We start from the raw sequence: 20,461 nt of genomic DNA on the forward strand, positions 1-20,461 counted from the left end.
AGGTGTGAGTTGGATGAGTGCTGAGTTTAAATTGTCCCAAAATACAGCTATTCGGCTGGAACAAGCCCGTAGCAAAGGCATATCGGATGCAGCTTTGTTGGAAGCGATACAGGCCAAAGATGTTGGCGCTTTGGATGATGTGTCTGAGGAGCACTACAGATATGATGATTTTTTCTCCTATGCGGACGAGCATGGCGAGAATCTGGAGGGTGCGGTTAAAGACGGCTACCGGATTACCTTTAATACTCGGGGTGGCCTGGGGATTTACTTGGAGAAAGCCTTCGGATTACAGGCGGAGAAAGACTTCACTGTCGGTGAAGGCATTGTAACCGGATTGAAATTGCAACCGGAGCAGGCAGAGGTGCTTTCAAAACGCCTTGCGTCGAATTGGGTCATTACCGAATCAAAGGAAGTGCCTGAGGGTCAGGAATTGACGTTGAAGCTGCGGGCTTTGATCTAGCTGATAGCGAAACAAAGGATATGAAGTTGGACTGCTAAATGTCAGACAACAGAGACTGTCCCGTTTGCAGTGAATAACTGCGGCGGGATGGTCTTTTTTTTGCAAAAACAGAGGTGGGAGATTACAATCTACATATCATTATTCGGATGGAATATGAATTTGGGATGCATTGCTTCCGGGATAGAGAGGGGACTTTCATAATGAATCAGCTAACATTTCTGGGAACCGGGGATGCAATGGGTGTTCCGCGAGTGTATTGTGATTGTGACATCTGCACAGAAGCACGGCTTACGGGAATCAACCGCCGCAAACGTTCTGCTGTTTTGATCCATGGAGATGGCGAGGACGAACCTTTTATGATTGACTGCGGACCGGATTGGAGATCACAGATGGAAGTTCAGGGGATGCGGATGGTGCAGACGCTGCTGATCACTCATGCGCATTTTGATCATATTGGAGGCTTGCCCGAATGGGCAGATGCCTGCCGCTGGTTGGGTGTGAAAGGGAAGTTGTATGCACCACGGGAAGTGATTGCGACCATTCAAAGTCAATTTCCATGGCTCGTTCGTCATATGGATTTTCTGGAAACGGATGCGGATATCGAGCTCGGTGGATGGAAGGTGCGCTCCTGGAAAGTTTGCCACGGTCATAATGGGTATTCGTATGCGTATCGACTGGAACGTGAAGGATACACCTGGGCATATTGCTCGGATGCCATTGATTTGAAGGCTTCGGAGAAGCAGCCATTGTACGGGTTGGATCTGTTGGTCCTTGGAACGAGCTTTGTTCATGAGCTTGCGGAATTCTCCACACGCTCCGTGTACGATATGGTTGAGGCACAGGAGCTGTTGCAGGATTTGAAGCCGGATCAGACTTATTTTACACATATGTCTCACGACGTGGATATGCGCCAGAATTATGATCTGGATCAGGGGATTACGCTGGCAGTTACTGGTCTGAAGGTGAAGTTGGGAGAATAGGACAGCCATCCTGAAAATAAATTCAGAAGAGCGTATCCTTTGCCGGAGGTTCTTCGTTTACATAGTGTAAGGCAAATACAGGCAAGTGAATTGAAGCAAGATCAATCAGGAACCAACAAAGGGGGGCCCCAAACATGGCCTTTGTGAAGTCCGTGGATTGCAGAATCAACAGACCACATGATGATAAACCGATTGAATCATATAGCCAATCCGGTACTCCAACCGGATATACGTTAGAGCAAACGATTGAAGCTGCGCTTCCGAACCTGCTAGGCTCATTGTATGCTTATTGCATGTCATTGACAGGTTCGGTCTGGGAGACGGAGGATCTGGTTCAGGATACATGTGTTAAAGCATTAACCTTTTCATCTACCCGAAGAACGGGAATGACAGAGGATATGAACTGGGAAGCCTATCTCATCCGTGTTGCACGCAACACCTGGATTGACGCCATACGGAAGCGTGAGAACTTGGCAAGCAAATTGGAAAGCATGAAGCCATTTATGCAAGAATTTGAGGAAGAAGAGCGATTCGAGGAAGTTGAGTCCGCTGTTCAGATCCTTGTCGATGAACTGCCACCGTGGCAGCGAGCAATATATATGTTACGTGATTTAATGGGATACACGACGGTAGAGACTGCTGAACTGTTGGACACGACGGAAGGGGCGGTCAAAGCCGCGCTGAGTCGTGCCCGTTCTGCCCTGGCCAGAGTGAGGCTCAACCTGAAAGAAACGGATGCTGATCAGACGAATCAATTGGAAGAACATCAACAAAACCGGGAGGAATTGCGCAGTTATTTACTCGCGTTCCGAAGCGGTGATACAGCCCGGTTAATTGATCTATGTCTGAATCAGACGGATGATCTGATGGCTGTGGCGGGAACGATTTTGCAGCAGACTCTGCCGTCTCAATCAGTGCAGCCGCTGATGTACAGTTATTCGAGCTCCGGTACGAATTCCATGTATGGAGGAGGATATACGGTCAGCATGGTTGCGTAAACCAGGGAGGCAAAATGTATGAACGTGGTACCTTATGTTGTTGAACAGACAGCCCGCGGAGAGCGGAGCTATGATATTTATTCCCGTTTGCTGAAAGATCGAATTATTATGGTATCTGGGGAAATTGAGGATCAGATGGCCAACGCGATCGTGGCGCAGTTATTGTTTCTGACCGCAGAGGACCCGGAGAAGGATATCCAGATGTATATCAACAGTCCTGGTGGTTCCGTGACCGCCGGTTTCTCCATCTATGACACAATGCAATTCGTGAAGCCGGACATTTCCACGATCTGCACAGGTATGGCGGCCAGCTTCGGTACGATCCTGCTAGTTGGTGGAACAAAGGGAAAACGGCTGGCGTTGCCGAACAGTGAGATCATGATTCACCAGCCGCTTGGCGGAACCCGGGGGCAGGCATCGGATATGCTGATTCACGCCAACCGAATTATCCAGCACCGTCAGCGTCTCAACAAGCTGCTTGCCGATCATACAGGACAGCCGATGGAGCGGATCGAAAAGGATACGGACCGAGATTACTTCCTGACTGCGGCAGAAGCTGTTGAGTATGGACTGGTGGATAAGGTCATATCCAGTTCGTAAGAAAAAAAGTAACAATACGGCCAAGAAACACGACTAAAGAAAAACAAGAAAAATGAACAGCAAAGTAGTCCGAAAGGTCATTCGACTTTTCGGGCTTTTTTTGTCTTGTCTGTATTGGAAAAAAATTGAATGATTATTGACTAAACCCATGTATAGTGTGTATATTATATATGCACACTATACATGGTTTGGATTTGGATTGTTGAAACCAGTGAGGTGAGAGAACATTAAAATACTAATATCCAACGCATCGAGCGATCCGATCTACATGCAAATCCTGACCCAGATTAGACAGAGCATTTTAAGCGGGGAGTTGGTTGCGGGAGAGAGTCTTCCCTCCATAAGGCAACTTGCGAAGGATCTGCAGGTTAGTGTAATTACAACCAAACGTGTCTATGAAGAGCTGGAGAAAGAGAAACTGATTGATTCTGTCGTTGGCAAAGGCTGTTTTGTCTCCGGGGCCAATCAGGAGTTTATTCGGGAACAGCGACTGAAACGAATCGAAGAGAAAATGCTTGATATCCTTCGTGAGGGCAAGGAAGTGGGCATGAGTGCACAAGATGTAATCAAGCATTTTACGCTGTTAGTGGAGGAGGAACACATATGATGAATGCAATTGAATTGCGCAACTTATCGAAAACGTACCCCTTATTTAAGCTGGATCAGATAACTTTGGATGTAAAACAAGGATATATTACCGGACTTATCGGCCCGAACGGGGCGGGGAAAAGCACACTAATCAGCCTGATCACCGGATTGATCCGTCCTGACTCCGGGAGCATCAGAACATTGGGAAAAGAGATACCTGCTCAGGAAGTTAACGTTAAAGAGCGCATTGGAATTGTTTCAGATGAATGTTTCTATTACGAGCATCTTACGATACGTGAAATGAAAAGCATGATTGCTCCCTTTTATAAGAAATGGGATGAAAAGCAATTTAACAACTACCTGGAGCAATTCGAATTGTCCCCCAAAAAGAAGATTGAAGAACTGTCCAAAGGCATGAAAATAAAATTTTCACTGGCTATCGCTTTATCCCACGATGCTGAGCTACTTATCATGGATGAACCTACATCCGGGCTTGATCCTGTGTTTCGGAGAGAACTGCTTGACCTGCTTGCAGATATGATACAGGACGAAACTAGATCCATTATTTTCTCGACTCATATCACGACCGATTTGGAGCGTATAGCAGATTACATTACGTTCATAAATAAAGGAAGGATTGTTTTTAATGAAGCAAAGGATGATGTGCTTGAAAGGTACACTATAGTAAAGGGGGACATGAAGCTGCTTGATGCGGACACGCGAAGGCAATTCGTCGGAATCCGTGAGACAGCGGTTGGTTTTGAAGGCTTGGCAGATAACAGGGCGGAGGCAGAACGATTATTTGGTCATGATGCTCTTTTACAAAGACCCTCCCTCGAAGACCTTATCTATTTTACGGCCAAGGGGGAACAGCAACATGCTTAACTTGCTTCGCAAAGATTATATCGCTTTGAAAAGCTCGCTATGGTCCATCATTTTTTATTTTGTTGTATTCAGTGTCGCATTTATCCCGACAGTGGAAATGTCGATGTATTTTGTAGGGATCTATACCGCTTTCGGTTCAATTATGCTTGCAACCATGATTGATATCAAAAACCATAATCATAAATTTCTTGTCACGCTCCCGTTAAGCCGCAGAAACATTGTGCAAGCGAAGTATCTGTCTGCCGTTCTCTATACGCTTTTTGGAGTTTTCGCTTCGTCTGGCGCTCACTGGCTGGTTAACTTTCTTTTCCCCGAACTGAACAAGCCTGACTTATCGGTACTGGACATCCTGATTTCGATTGGAATGGTGCTTGTTTTAATTTCGATCTATATGCCTCTTTTTTACGCACTTAGTAAAAAGGGAGCCGGAATCATTAATACGGTATTCATGTTCGTTCTTATTATTTTAGCGCAACCTGTTGCCTCGCTCATGAGTATGGCAGGAGAGAACGGAATGGGGCGTGCTTCGGTTTATGTTTTGGTTTCAGTTTGCATTCTTCTGTTGTTCATTGCCTCCTATTTTGTCACGGTCCGACTGTTTGCAAGGAAGGATTTATAGGATGAATGAATAAGGATTTTAATAAAAAATAAAAATATCAGCTTTCAGGTTAGTCTGCCAGTCGAGATAGCAGCAGCTCAAAAAGTCGCCATATGGCGACTTTTTATGTTTGCACAAGATGCATCATCCTCTCAACTTAACAGACAAGGCATACGTCAATCTGCATTTGCAGAATTTGCAACGTGCCATCACGTATTTTCAGCCAGCGCAATGAGTCTGCTCATCCCTTCCCGGATCTGCTGCTCGTGAGCATAAGAGAAGGAGAGACGCAGCTTACGACTGGCGTCCGCATCGGAAGGGTCAAACACCGTTCCTGGCACAAAAGCAACGGAATGCTCCATGCATCGGTGAAGCAATCGCCCCGTGTCCACGCCTTCCGGAAGCTCTGCCCAGATGTTAAGTCCACCTTCGGGCCGGGTCCATGTCCAATCTGTTTGTTGAAGGCATTGTTCCATCACTTCCATCCGTAGCTGGAGGGCTGTACGTAGCTTGGACAGGTGCTGGTGCATTCGTGGGGACTGGAAATAACGGAGGAACAGCTTCTGGTTCAGCAGAGGTGATCCGTTATCCGTCAGTGCCTTTACGGCCTGTAATCCCGGCATGAACCGGGGACGACACATAATGGCGGCAATCCGCAGACCCGGCACGACATATTTGCTATAGCTGCGAATATAGAGCGTATGCCCTGTTGTATCGTATGTGAAGATCGGCGCTGGAGGCTTTTCTTTGAAATAAATATCATAAGTGCTGTCGTCTTCCACCAGGAAACATCCATACTGTTCTGCCAGTTCAGGCAATTGTTTGCGTTGCTCGGTTGGAATGTTGATGCCCGTAGGATTCTGGAAGGTCGGCGTCATATAAAATACTCTTGGTTTTTCCTGCTTCATAAGGCGTTCAATCTGTTCTAGATCGTAGCCGTCAGGATGAATATCGGTAAAAATCAACTTTGCACCCTGTTTGCGAAAAATTTCCATCGCAGGCCCATACGTAGGCCTCTCCATGAGTACGCGGTCACCGGGTCTGACGAGACTTCGAGAGATGACATCGATGGCCTGCTGTGCACCGGAAGTAATCAGTACTTCATCGGCCGAGAGATAGAAACGTTCCCTTGTCGTCAGATGGCTTGCCAAGGCACTACGCAGCTCCAGATCTCCCTGAATTGTGGAGTATGTGCCAAGCAGACGGGGATATAGATCCAGTAAATCCCGCATCAGTTCGCCCCAATATCGGTTTGGTAGCAGGGCGGGATCGATCAATGATTTGGAAAATTGGAATTCCGCCTCAAGGGATTGTACGCGGGCAAGTGAATCCCAATGCAGCCAAGCCGACACTGCCGGGTCATCAGCCTGATCTGTCACAGGAGAAGGGTCAGCAGGACTGACATAATAACCGGACTTGTCCTTGACGTAAACATTTCCCCGTTCCTTTAATTCCTGGTAGGCCTTGAAAACGGTGAGGCGATGTACGCCTAGCAGCTCGGACAGGCTCCGCACGGACGGCAGCTTCTCATGTTCTTTCCACTCTCCGGCTTCGATCCGTACAACCAGATAATGTACCACTTGCTCATATAGTTTCAGGCTGTTATCTGTCATCATAATGGCTTTGCCCACCCCGCTCACGCTCCTTTTGAACTCCATTGTAACAGCAAACAAGGACTAACTGTTCTGTTTTATTCATTCTGTTCTGTATACAGTGCTATATGATGGAGAACAGATGAAGGAGGGGCTAGCATGGTTGGAGTAGCATTTACCGTAATGTGTCTTATTTTTGGAACAACGTTTCTAGCGATTAAAATTGGCGTGGAGGCAGGCATGCCGCCTTTTCTGTCGGCCGGACTACGCTTTATTATTGCAGGTGCTCTAATGTTTGCATGGATGTGGATGAAAGGAAAAGTGAACCTGTCTTTACTGTGGCGGAAAGAAATGCTTTTGACGGGGGCGGGACTGACGTTCGGAACCTTTGCGACCTTATATTGGGCTGAACAATATGTGAGCTCTGGTGTTGGCGCAATTCTGTCAGCAACAGGTCCTCTGATGATTATGGTGATGCAGACAGCGTTGTTGCGTCAAAAAACGTCTGCACGCATGATTGCGGGTTGTCTGATTGGTTTTGCCGGGGTTATCCTCGTTGTATTGCCGGGTGTATCCATTGGCGGAAATTCCCTGTGGTTATGGGGCTGTATTGCCGTATTGGTGGGTGAAGTCTGTTACTCGGCGGGTGCACTGTACTCCAAAAAGGTCATTAACCAGTTTAAGGAGGCTAGTCCTGTAGCGATCAATGCGGTGCAGATGATGTACGGAGGATTGCTGTTATCAGGGCTCTCAGCAGTGACGGAATCATGGAGCACAGCTGGACTGGATTGGATGCCAGCGGTATCATCCCTGATCTATCTGACGGTAGTCGGTTCGATGGTTGGTCACAGCTTGTTCTACTGGATCATGTCTCGTACCAACCCGCTGTTTCCGGCAACCTGGTTATACATCTCCCCACCAATTGCGGTTGGTCTTGGGGCGGTTCTCTACAATGAGCACGTAAGCTGGATTACGTGGATCGGTGTTGCGCTGATTGTTTCAGGTTTGCTGGCGATGAATGAGAAAGTGATGGGATGGTTGAAAAAGGGAAAACGCACAACTCCATTGGGTCGGACTTCCAAATCCATGGTAAAATAGGGGATATATATTTTACGCAGGAATGAGGCGAGACATGAATTTGAACAGACAGGGGCTCGGTGTTGTGTTATTGTTTGCGGGAATTGTGCTCTATGGCATGATTCATATTGGGACCATTATGCACTTACCGGACGTAACGAGCTGGTCAACTCAGTGGGGGCGTTACCTGCAAGCGGCTTTTGAAACGGGGGGCATCATTGGACTTGTTTTGGCCATTCTTTTATTCATCATAGGCGTAACGTTCCTGCTTCCTAGGCCATTAGCCGATTTATCCAAAGGCAGGGTGATGGATGAGATCCGTAAGCGGAATCATGAATTTGACGAGAAGTACGGTAATCAGAATAAATAATTGAATGAAGTAACGAATGAAGTTTATCTAGGTGTGGACTGTGGGAGTTACTTCCACTTTATAATGTCGTATTCGGAGCGTTTTCCTTTGTATTCTTTGCTGTAGTGATCCACAGTTTTATAAACGTATGCTTTGAACGACTGAATAGAAAAACAGCCCGGAATCCACAATCTATTGTGGTCTTCGGGCTGTTTTGTTTTTAAGGCAATTACTCCGCGTTCAGCACAAATTTCTCAATAACCTGCTTCACGCCGTCTTCGTTATTGCTCGCGGTAATGTAATCTGCCAGCTCTTTCAGAGCAGGGATCGCATTGCCCATCGCTACACCCAGACCCGCAACTTCCAGCATCTCATGGTCATTCCAGGAATCACCGATGGCGATGCATTCGCTCAGTTCGCGGCCAAAGTGATCTGCCAGGAACGTAAGGGCATGGCCTTTGGTTCCCTCATGATGCATGATTTCAAGGAAGTATGGCTTGGATTTGGTGATGTGCACTTCAGGTCCGAGCAGTTTGCGCAAGTCAACTGCAACTTCGTCGAGGTAATCCGGCTCATCGATGATGAGCAGTTTCGGTGTTTTTTGCTCAATCACTTTGATGAAATCCGGTTCGATATGGTACTGAGTACCGTTCAGCTTGGCGTAGTCACGCAGCTTGTCGTTTTCTTCACGGGCGTACAGTTTATCGTCAATGTACGTTTGCAGGTGCAGATTATGCTCCAGGCAATAGTCGTACAATTTGCGGGAAGCGTCCTGTGGAACGTAGCGCTCATAGAGTACTTTTTCATCCAGCAAGTTTTTCACCAAAGCGCCTTGATACGTAATAATTGGCACGTTCAGCTTTGTTTGGCGTGCGAGTGCTTGGGCAGAAGCATAGGCACGTCCAGTTGCCAAAGTTACAACCACACCATGAGCAACCGCTTGCTCCAGCGCAGTCTGTGTAGCAGGGGTTACTTCCTTGTTATCGTTAATCAGGGTATCATCAATGTCGATTGCGATTAATTTGTAGGTCATCTAGTTTCTCTCCTTTTATCTGTATCTATGAAAACGAACGAATGGATAAGTATTACACGAAACCACTCCGAATACAGACTCATCTTTCGATCGCTGTTATCCCCGGATTTCATTGAATCCATTCCCCAGAGGGGAAATCCGGGGATAAAGGCGAACGCTTCGCTTCTTCAGATTGATTCTGCCTTCTCCGTTAACGTGCAATTTTAGAATTCGTTCTAAAACTATACTCACATCTAAATTTTATTCTTCCAGGAAAATGAGGCCAATAAAGTCCTCCAGCTCCAGATTGCCAAAGTAATGTTTTACATCCAAACCCTCAAGTGCAGTACGTACCTCCGATTCCTCGTAACGCTTACCACGCACCATATCTTCGATATCCGCCACATCGCCTACGCCGAAGAAGTCACCAAAGATTTTGATATCTTCGATTCGTCCATCTTTGATATTCATGCGCAGGTCAATGATGCCGACAGGGAATTTACGTGTATGCTTCACATTGCTTTCGGGGGAAAGCCCGTAGTTCCAGTCCCAATTGTTATAACGCTCAGCAGAGATTTCGTTGATCTTGTCCCAGTCTTTCTCTGTGAGTTCATATTGAGGAACATCTTGTGGCTCCATACGGAAAATATGACGTAACAGCTCGTCCCGGAATTGTTCAATGGTCAGATTGCTGTCAATCAGATCACGAATGTTGGCAACACGGCTGCGTACGGATTTGGTGCTCTTGGACTTAAACTTCTCCGGATTAACGTTGAGTGAAGCCTGAACGTGGTCGAGGTTCAGGTTAAACATCAAAGTACCGTGACTGAACATGCGGCCACGTGTAGAGAATTGGGCGTTGCCCGAAATTTTCTTTTCTCCGACTTGCAGATCGTTACGTCCCGTCAGTTCGGCATTGACACCAAGCTCTTGCAGGGCTTCCACCACAGGCTGGGTGAATTTGCGGAAGTTGTGGAAGGATTGTCCGTCATCCTTGGTAATAAAGCTGAAATTGAGGTTGCCCAGATCGTGATAAACGGCCCCGCCTCCCGAAAGACGACGTACGACTTGAACACCGTTATCCTGAACATACTCAATGTTGATCTCTTCAATGGTATTCTGATGTTTTCCGATAATAATGGACGGGCGGTTAATGTAAAACAGCAAGTAGCTGTCATCCATCGGCAGATGCTTCAGAATGTATTCCTCAATGGCGAGGTTTACAGAAGGATCTGTAATGCCCTGGTTATCAACAAACAGCATGGTCATTCCTCCATTAATGTATGTGAGGGACAGATATCCCCTATGTAGTGATGCTTTTCGGAATCGAAATTCCTTCTCTATTGTAAACGAATTGTCGATGGGACACAAAGGAATTGCAGCTGGAAGGGGCTTGAACAGGCAAAACAGGATTGACCCCTGACTGTCACGACATCCATAATAAATAGGACATGCAGAAAGGATGACGGACAGGATGACCAGTTTAATTGAAGTTTTCGGACATGGCGGTGATGTGGAGACGGCCGCGGCACGTTTTGGAGGGAATCCAGCGGATTTCCTCGATTTTAGCGCAAACATTAATCCACTGGGTCCACCTCGGGAAGTGCTGGAGGCTCTGGAGCAAGGACTGCACACGGTACTTCGTTACCCTGATCCAGGTCATCGTACGTTCAAAATGTTGCTCAGTGACCGACTGGGTTTAACCCCGGATCACATATCCGTGGGCAACGGGGCGGCGGAAAGCATGGCTCTAATCTTACTTGGACTTGCGCCACGAAGAGTAGGTACGGTAGAGCCCGGATTTTCGGAGTACAGTGCATTATCCAGACAATTTGGAGCAGAAGTCCATTATGTTCGAGGACGGGAAGAACTGGACTGGCGAGCAGAACCGGAAAATATCGAAAAGCTGATGGAACGGGTGGACCTGCTTTTCCTTGGACAGCCCAACAACCCCAATGGAGTGCAGTATCCGGTTGAGGTTCTACATCGACTTGCGCGTAAAGCGGAGACAATAGGCACAACATTGGTGGTAGATGAGGCATTTATGGACTTTATTCCTGAGTCACAGCGGCAATCGCTTGCGCCCAGCTTGAAAGAGTATCCTCAAGTGATCATCATTCGCTCGATGACCAAGTTTTACGCCATTCCAGGCTTACGATTAGGCTATGCGCTGGGTCGTCCCAAATGGATTCATGCCATGACAGAGAAACAGGTCACTTGGAGTGTGAATGGGCTGGCGCTGATTGCAGGAGAAGCCTGTCTGCGCAGTGGGGAGAATTTTGAACAGGAGACAATGGCACTGGTGTCCTACGAGCGGGAGAGATTAACGGCAGGGCTGAAGGTTTTGGGATGTAAGGTGACGCGAGGGGAAGCGAACTTTATATTGGCAGCTCTGCCAGAGCCGTGGACAGCGACATCCATGCAGGCTGCTCTCGGTGAACGCGGTATACTGATTCGGAGCTGCGCCATGTACCCGGGACTTGGGGAGCGGCACGTACGCTTTGCAGTCAAGGACGCGGAGGCTAACGGACGTTTGCTGGAGACAATGAAAAATGTAATTGAGCCTGACACGACAAACGGATTAGAGGCAGGGGGACGGAACGATGGCACTGCCATTCTATAACGCTTATAAACCATGCACCGACGTACAAACGGACTATAACGAATATAGATCTTCTGTGTGGTCGGGACTAAATATCTCTGTACATGAACGGCATATTAAAGCGTCAAGCCCCTTTGTTGTAAAAGCACTTTCCAGTGCCGTATATGGGGGCGGCATGATTGAACTGGACCGTATATTCAACATCTATGTGGACAGACATTACCGGTGTGACGATCCACCGCGTGATATTGCCGATCTATTGAGTGAATGGCAAGAGCAACAGGATCAATGCGCCGGACTTCTGACTGCAGTTCAATTGGAGCACACGGCTATCCAGGAATACGAAAGCGATGAGTTCGGATTACTCTGCTGTACGACAGCAGGGGTATCCAACGCTGCGCGTGCAGGTTCTGCAAGAACCGTGTTTGATGCTGCGGGGAATGAGATCAACAATGAGAGTGCGTCTCAGAAACATGGGAAGGTGTCAGCTTCAAGCTACACCCCCGGTACGATCAATATCATGTTGTGGATCAACGGGCGTATGACCGCCGGAGCGATGGTGAATGCCATTCAGACTGCGGTAGAAGCAAAGGCCGCCGCGTTAGCTGATTTCGGTGTGGTGGATTCGGAAAATGGCCTGACCGCAACTGGAACAACAACGGATGCTATCGTGCTCGCGGTAAGTCAGACTGAAGAAAATAAACCGCTCATCAGTTACGCCGGAACGGCTACGGTCATGGGTGCAGCGATCGGCAGGCTGGTATTTGACACGATCACGGAAAGCCTGCAAGCCGCGCAGGAGTGGAAAGAGAGGAATAACAAGCAATGACATCTCTGCTGAATCAATGGGCTTCCTGGCCGATTTGGACGGGAATGGCCGGAGCCTGGATTATTATAGGGGCATACATACTGGATCGCTGCATCGGAGATCCACGCTGGATTCCTCATCCGGTGATTGGCATGGGCAAGGCCATCTCTGCACTGGAGCGGGCGATAAGGTCGCGTGTGAACTCGAACCGGTCCCTCAGAAGGGCAGGGATTTTATTTCCCATTTTGATTGCAGGGGGAGCTTTTGCAGTGACTTGGGGATTGGTATATGTTCTGGGCTTCATTCATCCTGCCATTGCGGTTGTGACTGAAGTGGTGTTGATCGCAACCACCATTGCTTCCAAAGGTTTGAAGGATGCAGGCATGGAAGTCTACCGCCATCTGAGTCAACAGGATTGGCCTGCGGCGAGACGTTCACTGGGCATGATTGTAGGGCGTGATACGGCTCATCTGGATGAATCGGAGGTTGTGCGGGGAACGGTAGAGACAGTTGCCGAGAATATTGTGGATGCCATCGTTTCTCCACTGTTTTACGCCCTGATTGGCGGTGCACCGCTTGCCATGGCTTATCGGGCCGTGAATACGCTGGATTCCATGGTAGGTTATAAAAATGAAAAATATCTTCATCTCGGCTGGGCATCTGCCCGTCTGGATGATTGGGCCAACTGGATTCCCGCACGGCTTACCGCCCTGCTGTTAATTATAGGAGCCTGGTTCATGAAGCTGGATGGCAGGGGGGCAGCGCGAATGGTATCCCGGGATGCACGGCTGCACCCAAGCCCCAACAGCGGTTTTCCCGAGTCAGCGGTCGCCGGAGCGCTGGGCATAAGACTTGGCGGTCATAACGTGTACCACGGAGTGGCTTCGTTTCGCGCTTATATGGGCGAGCCGTCACGTCGGATGGAAGCAGAAGATATTGTACGAACAACAAGACTTATGTTTTGGTCGGCAGGTTCTTTTGTTTTATTATGTTGGCTGGTCACCCTAGGGATATGGGCTGCTGGAGGTGCACTGCTATGGATATAGAAGCTGGGCAGAGTAGAATACAAAGCCGAGAGATTATGTTGATACGTCATGGTACAACAGCGTGGAATTTGGAAAAAAGATATCTCGGGCATACCGACATCGGTCTGCTGCCAGAAGCAGAACAGGAGCTGGCTCCGCTTCTGGAGCAATCCAGCAATGTCACATGGGACGCCCTGTATTGCAGTGATCTGCTGCGTTGTCAGCAGACACTCACACACATTGCACCGTCCCAAGCGGGACAGGCCAAGCTTGATCCCCGTCTAAGGGAGATCGACTTTGGTCAATGGGAGGGGTTGACCTATGATCAGCTCAAGGATAATCCACAGTACCGAGACTGGATCGATGCCCCGCAGGAGGTGACGCCCCCGAAGGGCGAGCCATGGAAGGCATTTGCCGCGCGGATTGATTCATTTCTGGAAGAGAGTCTGTTGTCCTTTTCACTAATACTGCATTCTCGCAATACAAACGTGCCAAAGATAGCGGTGATTACGCATGGCGGTGTTATTCGTTATATGGTGTCACGCCTCATTCCGCATCAAGAATTCTGGGATACGCAGGTGATACCAGGACAAGCGATAAAGATTCGTCTGGATGGCGATGGGGACAGCTGGGTGGGAACCAGATTGACTTTTCCGTAAATCAGGTTGTAAGGATGTACAATATAACCTATAATCACAACAGAAGTGTGACTTAGCAAATGCATCATCGGATGGAGGCTCAACAAGCTCTACCAATGATGTAGGATGCTCACTTGAATGGTTAAACAATATTAGCGACCAAGGGTCCCGCGTGCATGCAGCAAAGTTTCATGGTTTCATATCAGACTATGAACGGCAAACGGGTGAAATAGGGAAGCCGGTGTAAATCCGGCACGGTCCCGCCACTGTAAATCAGGATGAATTCCTGTAAGTCAGGTTACCTGCCCTGGACGTACAAGCCGGTGTTCCTTCGAGGAAAGGACAGCGTTTCGGGCAGTTCTCTGTGCATGTACAGCGTTAAGCTGTCATGTGCTGATCGCCACATGCGAGACGTCATCCCTGATCCTGACCAAGGATTGGGGATTTTATTTTTTCATATAAGATGAACCGAATATTTACACGAGAACGAAGAGTGCAGAACCAATCTGAAGAAGCATATGCGTTCGCCTTTATCACCGGATTTTTTCCTTTCGAAAAGGAGATCAAAAAAATCTGGGGATAACAGCGATCGGAAGAGGGTACTGCAATCGTAGTGGCCTAGTGTAAAGTTTTATTGGATCAACTTATATAGGGAACACAAATTCAAGGGAATCGAGACAGGAGCACTACTCAATTAGAGCTGATAGAGAAGGGGAGAACGAACACAATGAATTTCAAGACATGGAAAGGCATGGCGTCACTGCTGAGTGCAGCGATGCTGGCACTGACGTTGGCGGGATGTGGCACAACAACAAGTAACGAGGGTACAGGTACTACACCACTGCAACCTTCGCAGGAGCAATCCACAGATCTCAAGACACAATATCCAATCACGGTTACTGATGCTACGGGTGAATCGTTTACGTTTGACAAAGCACCAGCCAAAATCGTATCCGTGTCTCCGGCTGAAACGGAATCCCTGTTCGCACTGGGATTGGACGAGCAGATCGTAGGGGTATCCGACTATGATGATTATCCGGAAGCTGCAACAGCAAAAACAAAAATGGGCGGTATAACAAAACCTAATGAAGAGTCGATCATTGCAGCTGAAGCAGACATCGTATTTACAGGGATCTCGATGAGCGAAGAGTCTGTGAAGAAACTGCGTGATCTGGGCATTACCATTTTCAAAACAAATCCAAAATCAGTTGATGATGTGATGAACAACATTGAAACATTTGGTAAAATCACGGATCATCAGGAAAAAGCACAGGAGATCATCACCCAGATGAAACAGGATGTGGCTGAGGTAACTGAAGCTGTGAAGGCAGTTAAACCGGAAGAGAAGAAAAAAGTATACGTTGAGTTCTCCCCAGGTTGGACTGTGGGTAAAGGCGAATTCATGGATGAATTGATCACACTGGCCGGAGGTAACAACGTAGCTTCCGACTTGACTGGCTGGAACCAGATTAATGAAGAGAACATTATTGCTTCTAATCCGGACGTAATTCTGTATGCGAACGATGTTATTGATGAAAATTCCAAAACATTGGATCAAATCATTAAAGCCCGCAGCGGCTGGGATCAAATCACGGCTGTGAAAAACGATGCAGTCATTGGCCTGGATGCCAACCTGCTGAGCCGTCCGGGACCACGGGTAACCCAAGGTCTGAAAGAAGTAGCCAAAGCGATCTACCCTGACCTGTTCAAATGAGTAAAAAGCTGGCAGTGTACGGATCGGCCGGAATTGTGCTGCTTGTGTTAACCGTGCTCATCTGCACGGGCATCGGTTCGGTTGCCCTTCCTGCCTTGGACATTGCGGGCATCTTGCTGCATCGCATTCCTTGGCTGGGCGACTGGATTGTTCCTGACTGGAATACAGCAGCAGAACAGATTATATGGAAGGTCAGATTCCCACGTGTACTGCTTGCCGTGCTTGTAGGTGCATCACTGGCGATTGCCGGAACTGGATTCCAGGGGGTTCTTCGTAACCCTCTGGCTGATCCGTTTACTCTGGGCGTATCGTCCGGTGCATCGGTGGGTGCGGCTTTTCTGATTTTTTTCGGATTGCAGTATGCGTTGATCGGGATTTGGACTCTGCCACTGGTCGCGTTTCTGACGGGAGTAATCACATTGTGGTTTGTGCTGGCCCTTGCTCGTGAGGGACGCAAAATACCGACACACAGCCTGATTCTGGCTGGCGTGGTCATGCAAAGTTTCCTGGGAGCCGTAGTCTCCTTCCTGTCGACCATGTCGAAGCAGACCATCAATGAAATTATATACTGGACGATGGGAAGTCTGGCACTGCGTGGGTGGTCGTATACGGCCATCCTTTTCCCGTATTTTGTACTGGGACTGATTTTCCTCTGGAGCCGTGCGCGTTCATTGAATGTGCTTGCCCTGGGGGAACGTCAGGCCGCGCATATCGGGGTTCGGGTTGATGGATTGAAGCTGTCGGTACTCGCTGTGGGGACGCTGCTTACGGCAGGAGCAGTCTCCGTATCCGGTGTGATTGGCTTCGTCGGATTGGTCATTCCGCATATTCTTCGGCTCATCGTGGGACCTGATTATCGCTTGCTGGTGCCTTTGTCCGCGATTGGTGGAGCCATCTTCATGGTCTGGGCAGACACGATTGCACGCTCATTGCTGGCGCCGACCGAAATTCCGCTGGGTGTGGTTACGGCCTTTGTTGGAGCGCCATTCTTCGCTTATCTGTTACACCGGAACAAAAAGCTGCGGAAAGGGATGATGCCATGAGTATGTTCATGAGAACAGACCTTACCGAGAGCCGGCCGATGATTGAGGTCACTGGAGCTGGTAAAATGTATGGTAGCCATCCGGCTCTCCATGAGGTGGATTGGCAAGTCACAGAGGGTGAGTGGTGGGGCGTTGTTGGCCCAAACGGCAGCGGCAAATCGACTCTCCTTCAGCTACTTGCCGCAACCGAACATCCGAGCGCAGGCAGTATACAGATTGATGGCCGGGATATCTCCTCATACACCCGTAAAGATTTGTCGCGTATGATTGCGGTCTTGCAGCAGGATGGCCTGCCTGCGATCTCTTATCCCGTAAGGGATGTTGTCGAGATGGGACGTTACCCTTACCAGAACTGGCTCGGGAAAGAAACGTCGGATGGAGCGGCAGTAGTCGATCGGGTCCTGGAGGAATTGGGTTTGAGTGACATGGCCGAAAGGCCTTTGGATGCACTTAGTGGCGGACAGCGGCAGCGAGTCGCACTTGCCAAAGTCATGGCTCAGGAACCACGGCTGTTGTTGCTGGATGAACCGACCACGTTTCTCGATATCAAATATCAATTGCAATTCATGGAGTTATTATCGGCGTGGCGTCAAAAAAATCATATTACGATTGTGGCGGTGCTGCATGACCTGAACCTGGCCGCGCAATTTTGCGATCACATTCTGGCACTACGTGAAGGGACATGCGTAGGTAATGGCACACCCCATTCGTTGATGACGGAAGAGAACATTCGGGAGATTTTCCGGGTGAGCCCGGCCATGGTGAGCCATCCCGACAATGGATTGCCACAGCTGTTGCTGAGGCGTGAGAAGAAATGAGTGAAGCGGGGGCGACCCCGTATTTTTAATAAAGGAAGTGCTGGCTGTATGAATAATGAACAGGTGTTGGAACAGTTAATGGGTCGGATCGTGGGTCCACATGAGAAAGTTGCGGCGGAAGCCTCCGCACATGTGGATGCATTGACGAAGCCTCCCGGTAGTCTGGGCAAGCTTGAACAGCTGGTTATTCGTCTGGCGGGGATTACCGGTGAGGCTCGGCCGTGCTTTGATCGCAGATCTGTCATTGTTATGGCTGCGGATCATGGGGTGGTTGAAGAGGGGATTAGTGCTTTCCCTGCTGAAGTGACTCCACAGATGGTTCTGAATTTCCTCGCTGGGGGAGCGGCTGTCAATGTCCTTGCGCGCCACGCGGGAGCTGATGTGATCTGTGTGGATATCGGGGTAAATGCCGATCTGGATCATCCGAACCTGGTTTCGCGCAAAGTCCGCAAAGGCACAGCCAACATGGCGAAGGGTGCTGCAATGACCCGGGACGAAGCGATACAGGCTATTCTTGCAGGGGCCGAAGTGGTCTCCAACGAGGTGGCGAAGGGATCACAGTTGTTTGTGACCGGAGAGATGGGCATCGGGAACACAACCGCTAGTGCGGCAGTGATGTGTGCATTAACGGGAACAGCTCCTGCTTCAGCGGTTGGTCGGGGAACAGGCGTGGATGATGCGGGTTTGCAGCGTAAAGCCGCAGTGGTCAGTCAGGCTCTCAGCGTGAACGCTCCGGATGCAGACGATGCACTCGATGTGCTGTGCAAAGTAGGCGGACTGGAGATTGCCGGACTGACAGGCGTAATTCTCGCTGCTGCTGCAAACAAATGCCCCGTTGTCGTGGATGGATTTATCTCCACCGCTGCTGCGTTGATTGCAGGGCAGCTTGCTCCGCTCAGTACAGAATACATGATTGCTTCCCACACATCGCATGAAAGTGGACATGCCGCGTTGCTGCGTGAACTTGGTCTGAAACCAATGCTGGATCTGGACATGAGACTGGGTGAAGGTACTGGTGGCGTGCTCAGTCTCCATCTGATTGATGCGTCATGCCGCATTCTGAACGAGATGGCGACATTTGCAAGTGCTGGCGTGTCGGACGGCACGACGGAGACTCAACCTAATGATGCTTCATCCGCTTCTGCTGATTCATCTGTTCAAGGAGAGGCATCCTCATGAGTGTACTCGTGACGGGCGGGGCGCGAAGTGGCAAAAGTTCGTTTGCCGAGCGTCTCTGTATGCAGCGTTCCTCTGAGGCCTGGTATGTGGCTACGGCTCAGGCTTATGATGACGAGATGCGCGAGCGTATACGTCTGCATCAGAACCAGCGGGATGAAGCGGGTTATCTGTGGCATACGGTGGAGGAACCGCTGGCACTGCCTGAATTAATTACACGAATGGGAGAGTTCTATACAGGTACGTCTGCACCAACCATTCTGGTGGATTGTCTAACACTGTGGTTGACCAATGTGCTGTTAGCGCATGAACATGAGCCTGTGCAGGTGCTGTACGATCATATGGACGCGCTGGTAGCGGCCATTCAGGCGTATCCGGGTCTGCTCGTGCTTGTCACCAACGAAGTGGGCGATGGCATTGTACCGGAGTATGCACTGGGCAGAAGATATCGGGATCTGGCGGGCATTCTCAATCAGCGGATTGCCGCGATTTGCCGCGAAGTGTTTCTGGTGACTGTGGGCATTGCGATTGAGCTGAAAAGCAAGGAGTACCGTTTATGAGTAAAGGCGATCTGGAACAAAAACATGCGGCTGCGGCCGCTTTTCAATTTCTGTCCCGATTCCCGGTAAAATTGCAGATTGATTTCGTCCCGCCATTATTACGGGAGAGTGTAGTGTATTACCCGCTGGTTGGTGCGGTCATCGGATTGTTCGTCTGGTTAGGCGGAGCCCTGACAGGTGCGCTGCTTCCATCGTTTCCGGCGGCGGTATTAACCCTGACGCTATGGGTATGGCTAACCGGAGGTCTTCATCTGGACGGGTGGATGGATACGGCAGATGGTCTGCTCAGTTATCGCACCCGTGAACGAATGCTGGAGATTATGAAAGACAGCCGTGTGGGGGCCATGGGCGTGATCGCTTGTGTGCTGCTGTTAATGATGAAAGCAGCTTTGATTGCTGATTTTATCGCGCGTGGGAACTGGGCCTATGGAGCCTTACTCATTCTCCCGATGATCTGGAGCCGCTGGTTCATGGTGTATGCCATGGCGGCCTGGCCGAATGCCCGGAAGGACGATGGGCTTGCTGTGCTGTTCAAAGGCCTGAGGGAGCGGAGGGAAGTCCAGCGTACACGTAGCTCTGCGGTAGGGCTAACCATTCTGGCAGGTGTGATCACGTTGGCAGCGGTATGGATCTTCCAGCCGGATACAACCATGTTCCAAGTACTGGCGTCGGAGAATGGATTGGGGACGTTACCATGGTGGCTATATCCCGTTGCAGCGATCATTACGGTGCCATTGGCATGCTATGTAATTGGAAAATTCGTTGCCAGGCGTATCAGTAAACGGCTGGGTGGACTTACAGGGGACACGTATGGGGCCATGAATGAGTTGCTGGAAGCCGCACTGCTAACGGTACTTAGCCTGTTACAGGGATTCTTTTTGATATAATGCTGAGAGCTGAGGTGAGGGAACGTGGAAGATACGTCTGTGCAAACGTCC

At 49.3% G+C, this 20,461-nt stretch carries 22 protein-coding genes and 1 riboswitch; of the genes, 19 read left to right on the top strand and 3 right to left on the bottom strand.

Going from position 1 to position 20,461, the window contains the following annotated elements; translation table 11 throughout:
* Nucleotides 1-13: 13 nt before the first annotated feature.
* The 7 genes from AMS66_RS15875 to AMS66_RS15905 all read left to right on the top strand — a co-directional run bounded on the left by AMS66_RS15875 (nt 14) and on the right by AMS66_RS15905 (nt 5,130).
* Nucleotides 14-460 (top strand): hypothetical protein, encoded by a 447-nt coding sequence (locus AMS66_RS15875; protein ID WP_053781732.1) that lies wholly within the window; start codon nt 14-16, stop codon nt 458-460.
* A gap of 200 nt (nt 461-660) precedes the next feature.
* Nucleotides 661-1,440, top strand: a complete 780-nt coding sequence (locus AMS66_RS15880; protein ID WP_053781733.1) for an MBL fold metallo-hydrolase — start codon at nt 661-663, stop codon at nt 1,438-1,440.
* Nucleotides 1,441-1,574: 134 nt separating this feature from the next.
* Nucleotides 1,575-2,438 carry an RNA polymerase sigma factor gene (locus AMS66_RS15885; RefSeq protein WP_053781734.1) on the top strand — a complete coding sequence of 288 codons (864 nt, stop codon included), beginning with the start codon at nt 1,575-1,577 and terminating at the stop codon, nt 2,436-2,438.
* An 18-nt stretch (nt 2,439-2,456) separates the two neighbouring features.
* Nucleotides 2,457-3,038: an ATP-dependent Clp endopeptidase proteolytic subunit ClpP gene (clpP, locus tag AMS66_RS15890; protein WP_024629359.1), complete on the top strand. Its 582-nt coding sequence runs from the start codon at nt 2,457-2,459 to the stop codon at nt 3,036-3,038.
* A 226-nt stretch (nt 3,039-3,264) separates the two neighbouring features.
* The gene (locus tag AMS66_RS15895; RefSeq protein WP_053781735.1) at nt 3,265-3,645 is read left to right on the top strand and encodes a GntR family transcriptional regulator; all 381 of its coding nucleotides are present in this window, start codon (nt 3,265-3,267) and stop codon (nt 3,643-3,645) included.
* On the top strand, nt 3,645-4,511 hold the full coding sequence (locus AMS66_RS15900) for an ABC transporter ATP-binding protein (RefSeq protein ID WP_053781807.1): 867 nt from the start codon (nt 3,645-3,647) through the stop codon (nt 4,509-4,511). The genes AMS66_RS15895 and AMS66_RS15900 overlap by 1 nt, the downstream gene beginning before the upstream one ends.
* Nucleotides 4,504-5,130: an ABC-2 transporter permease gene (locus AMS66_RS15905; RefSeq protein WP_053781736.1), complete on the top strand. Its 627-nt coding sequence runs from the start codon at nt 4,504-4,506 to the stop codon at nt 5,128-5,130. Before AMS66_RS15900 ends, AMS66_RS15905 begins: the two co-directional genes overlap by 8 nt.
* A gap of 188 nt (nt 5,131-5,318) precedes the next feature.
* On the opposite strand, the gene AMS66_RS15910 is transcribed toward AMS66_RS15905, so the two are convergent.
* A complete protein-coding gene (locus AMS66_RS15910) occupies nt 5,319-6,740 on the bottom strand; it encodes an aminotransferase-like domain-containing protein (RefSeq protein WP_407944547.1) in 1,422 nt (473 codons plus the stop codon).
* A gap of 120 nt (nt 6,741-6,860) precedes the next feature.
* Here AMS66_RS15910 and AMS66_RS15915 point away from each other — a divergent pair, with 120 nt between their 5' ends.
* Both AMS66_RS15915 and AMS66_RS15920 read left to right on the top strand, forming a co-directional pair.
* Complete coding sequence (locus tag AMS66_RS15915; RefSeq protein WP_053781737.1) at nt 6,861-7,799, top strand: DMT family transporter; 939 nt, start codon at nt 6,861-6,863, stop codon at nt 7,797-7,799.
* 34 nt (nt 7,800-7,833) lie between these two features.
* Nucleotides 7,834-8,148: a hypothetical protein gene (locus tag AMS66_RS15920; RefSeq protein ID WP_053781738.1), complete on the top strand. Its 315-nt coding sequence runs from the start codon at nt 7,834-7,836 to the stop codon at nt 8,146-8,148.
* 208 nt (nt 8,149-8,356) lie between these two features.
* On the opposite strand, the gene AMS66_RS15925 is transcribed toward AMS66_RS15920, so the two are convergent.
* The gene (locus AMS66_RS15925; RefSeq protein ID WP_053781739.1) at nt 8,357-9,160 is read right to left on the bottom strand and encodes a Cof-type HAD-IIB family hydrolase; all 804 of its coding nucleotides are present in this window, start codon (nt 9,158-9,160) and stop codon (nt 8,357-8,359) included.
* A 240-nt stretch (nt 9,161-9,400) separates the two neighbouring features.
* Nucleotides 9,401-10,402 carry a lipoate--protein ligase gene (locus AMS66_RS15930; RefSeq protein WP_053781740.1) on the bottom strand — a complete coding sequence of 334 codons (1,002 nt, stop codon included), beginning with the start codon at nt 10,400-10,402 and terminating at the stop codon, nt 9,401-9,403.
* Nucleotides 10,403-10,613: 211 nt separating this feature from the next.
* Here AMS66_RS15930 and cobD point away from each other — a divergent pair, with 211 nt between their 5' ends.
* From cobD to cobS, 10 genes are all read left to right on the top strand, one after another.
* Nucleotides 10,614-11,762 carry a threonine-phosphate decarboxylase CobD gene (cobD, locus tag AMS66_RS15935; RefSeq protein ID WP_144424508.1) on the top strand — a complete coding sequence of 383 codons (1,149 nt, stop codon included), beginning with the start codon at nt 10,614-10,616 and terminating at the stop codon, nt 11,760-11,762.
* Nucleotides 11,743-12,570, top strand: coding sequence for an adenosylcobinamide amidohydrolase (locus tag AMS66_RS15940; RefSeq protein WP_053781742.1), 828 nt, complete (start codon nt 11,743-11,745; stop codon nt 12,568-12,570). Before cobD ends, AMS66_RS15940 begins: the two co-directional genes overlap by 20 nt.
* A 44-nt stretch (nt 12,571-12,614) precedes the next feature.
* The gene (gene cbiB / locus AMS66_RS15945) at nt 12,615-13,595 is read left to right on the top strand and encodes an adenosylcobinamide-phosphate synthase CbiB (RefSeq protein ID WP_053781809.1); all 981 of its coding nucleotides are present in this window, start codon (nt 12,615-12,617) and stop codon (nt 13,593-13,595) included.
* The gene (locus tag AMS66_RS15950) at nt 13,586-14,233 is read left to right on the top strand and encodes a histidine phosphatase family protein (RefSeq protein WP_053781743.1); all 648 of its coding nucleotides are present in this window, start codon (nt 13,586-13,588) and stop codon (nt 14,231-14,233) included. The genes cbiB and AMS66_RS15950 overlap by 10 nt, the downstream gene beginning before the upstream one ends.
* Before the next feature lie 154 nt (nt 14,234-14,387).
* Nucleotides 14,388-14,536: riboswitch (cobalamin riboswitch) on the top strand.
* 403 nt (nt 14,537-14,939) lie between these two features.
* Nucleotides 14,940-15,926: an ABC transporter substrate-binding protein gene (locus AMS66_RS15955; RefSeq protein ID WP_053781744.1), complete on the top strand. Its 987-nt coding sequence runs from the start codon at nt 14,940-14,942 to the stop codon at nt 15,924-15,926.
* Nucleotides 15,923-16,969 (top strand): FecCD family ABC transporter permease, encoded by a 1,047-nt coding sequence (locus tag AMS66_RS15960; RefSeq protein WP_053781745.1) that lies wholly within the window; start codon nt 15,923-15,925, stop codon nt 16,967-16,969. Before AMS66_RS15955 ends, AMS66_RS15960 begins: the two co-directional genes overlap by 4 nt.
* 2 nt (nt 16,970-16,971) lie before the next feature.
* Complete coding sequence (locus AMS66_RS15965) at nt 16,972-17,787, top strand: ABC transporter ATP-binding protein (protein WP_053781810.1); 816 nt, start codon at nt 16,972-16,974, stop codon at nt 17,785-17,787.
* A gap of 48 nt (nt 17,788-17,835) precedes the next feature.
* Nucleotides 17,836-18,966 (top strand): nicotinate-nucleotide--dimethylbenzimidazole phosphoribosyltransferase, encoded by a 1,131-nt coding sequence (cobT, locus tag AMS66_RS15970; protein ID WP_082350732.1) that lies wholly within the window; start codon nt 17,836-17,838, stop codon nt 18,964-18,966.
* Nucleotides 18,963-19,523 carry a bifunctional adenosylcobinamide kinase/adenosylcobinamide-phosphate guanylyltransferase gene (gene cobU / locus AMS66_RS15975; protein ID WP_053781746.1) on the top strand — a complete coding sequence of 187 codons (561 nt, stop codon included), beginning with the start codon at nt 18,963-18,965 and terminating at the stop codon, nt 19,521-19,523. The genes cobT and cobU overlap by 4 nt, the downstream gene beginning before the upstream one ends.
* Nucleotides 19,520-20,410: an adenosylcobinamide-GDP ribazoletransferase gene (gene cobS, locus AMS66_RS15980; RefSeq protein ID WP_053781747.1), complete on the top strand. Its 891-nt coding sequence runs from the start codon at nt 19,520-19,522 to the stop codon at nt 20,408-20,410. Before cobU ends, cobS begins: the two co-directional genes overlap by 4 nt.
* The last annotated feature ends 51 nt before the right edge of the window (nt 20,411-20,461 follow it).

It is taken from the genome of Paenibacillus xylanivorans, assembly GCF_001280595.1.
In the GTDB taxonomy this organism is placed as follows: domain Bacteria; phylum Bacillota; class Bacilli; order Paenibacillales; family Paenibacillaceae; genus Paenibacillus; species Paenibacillus xylanivorans.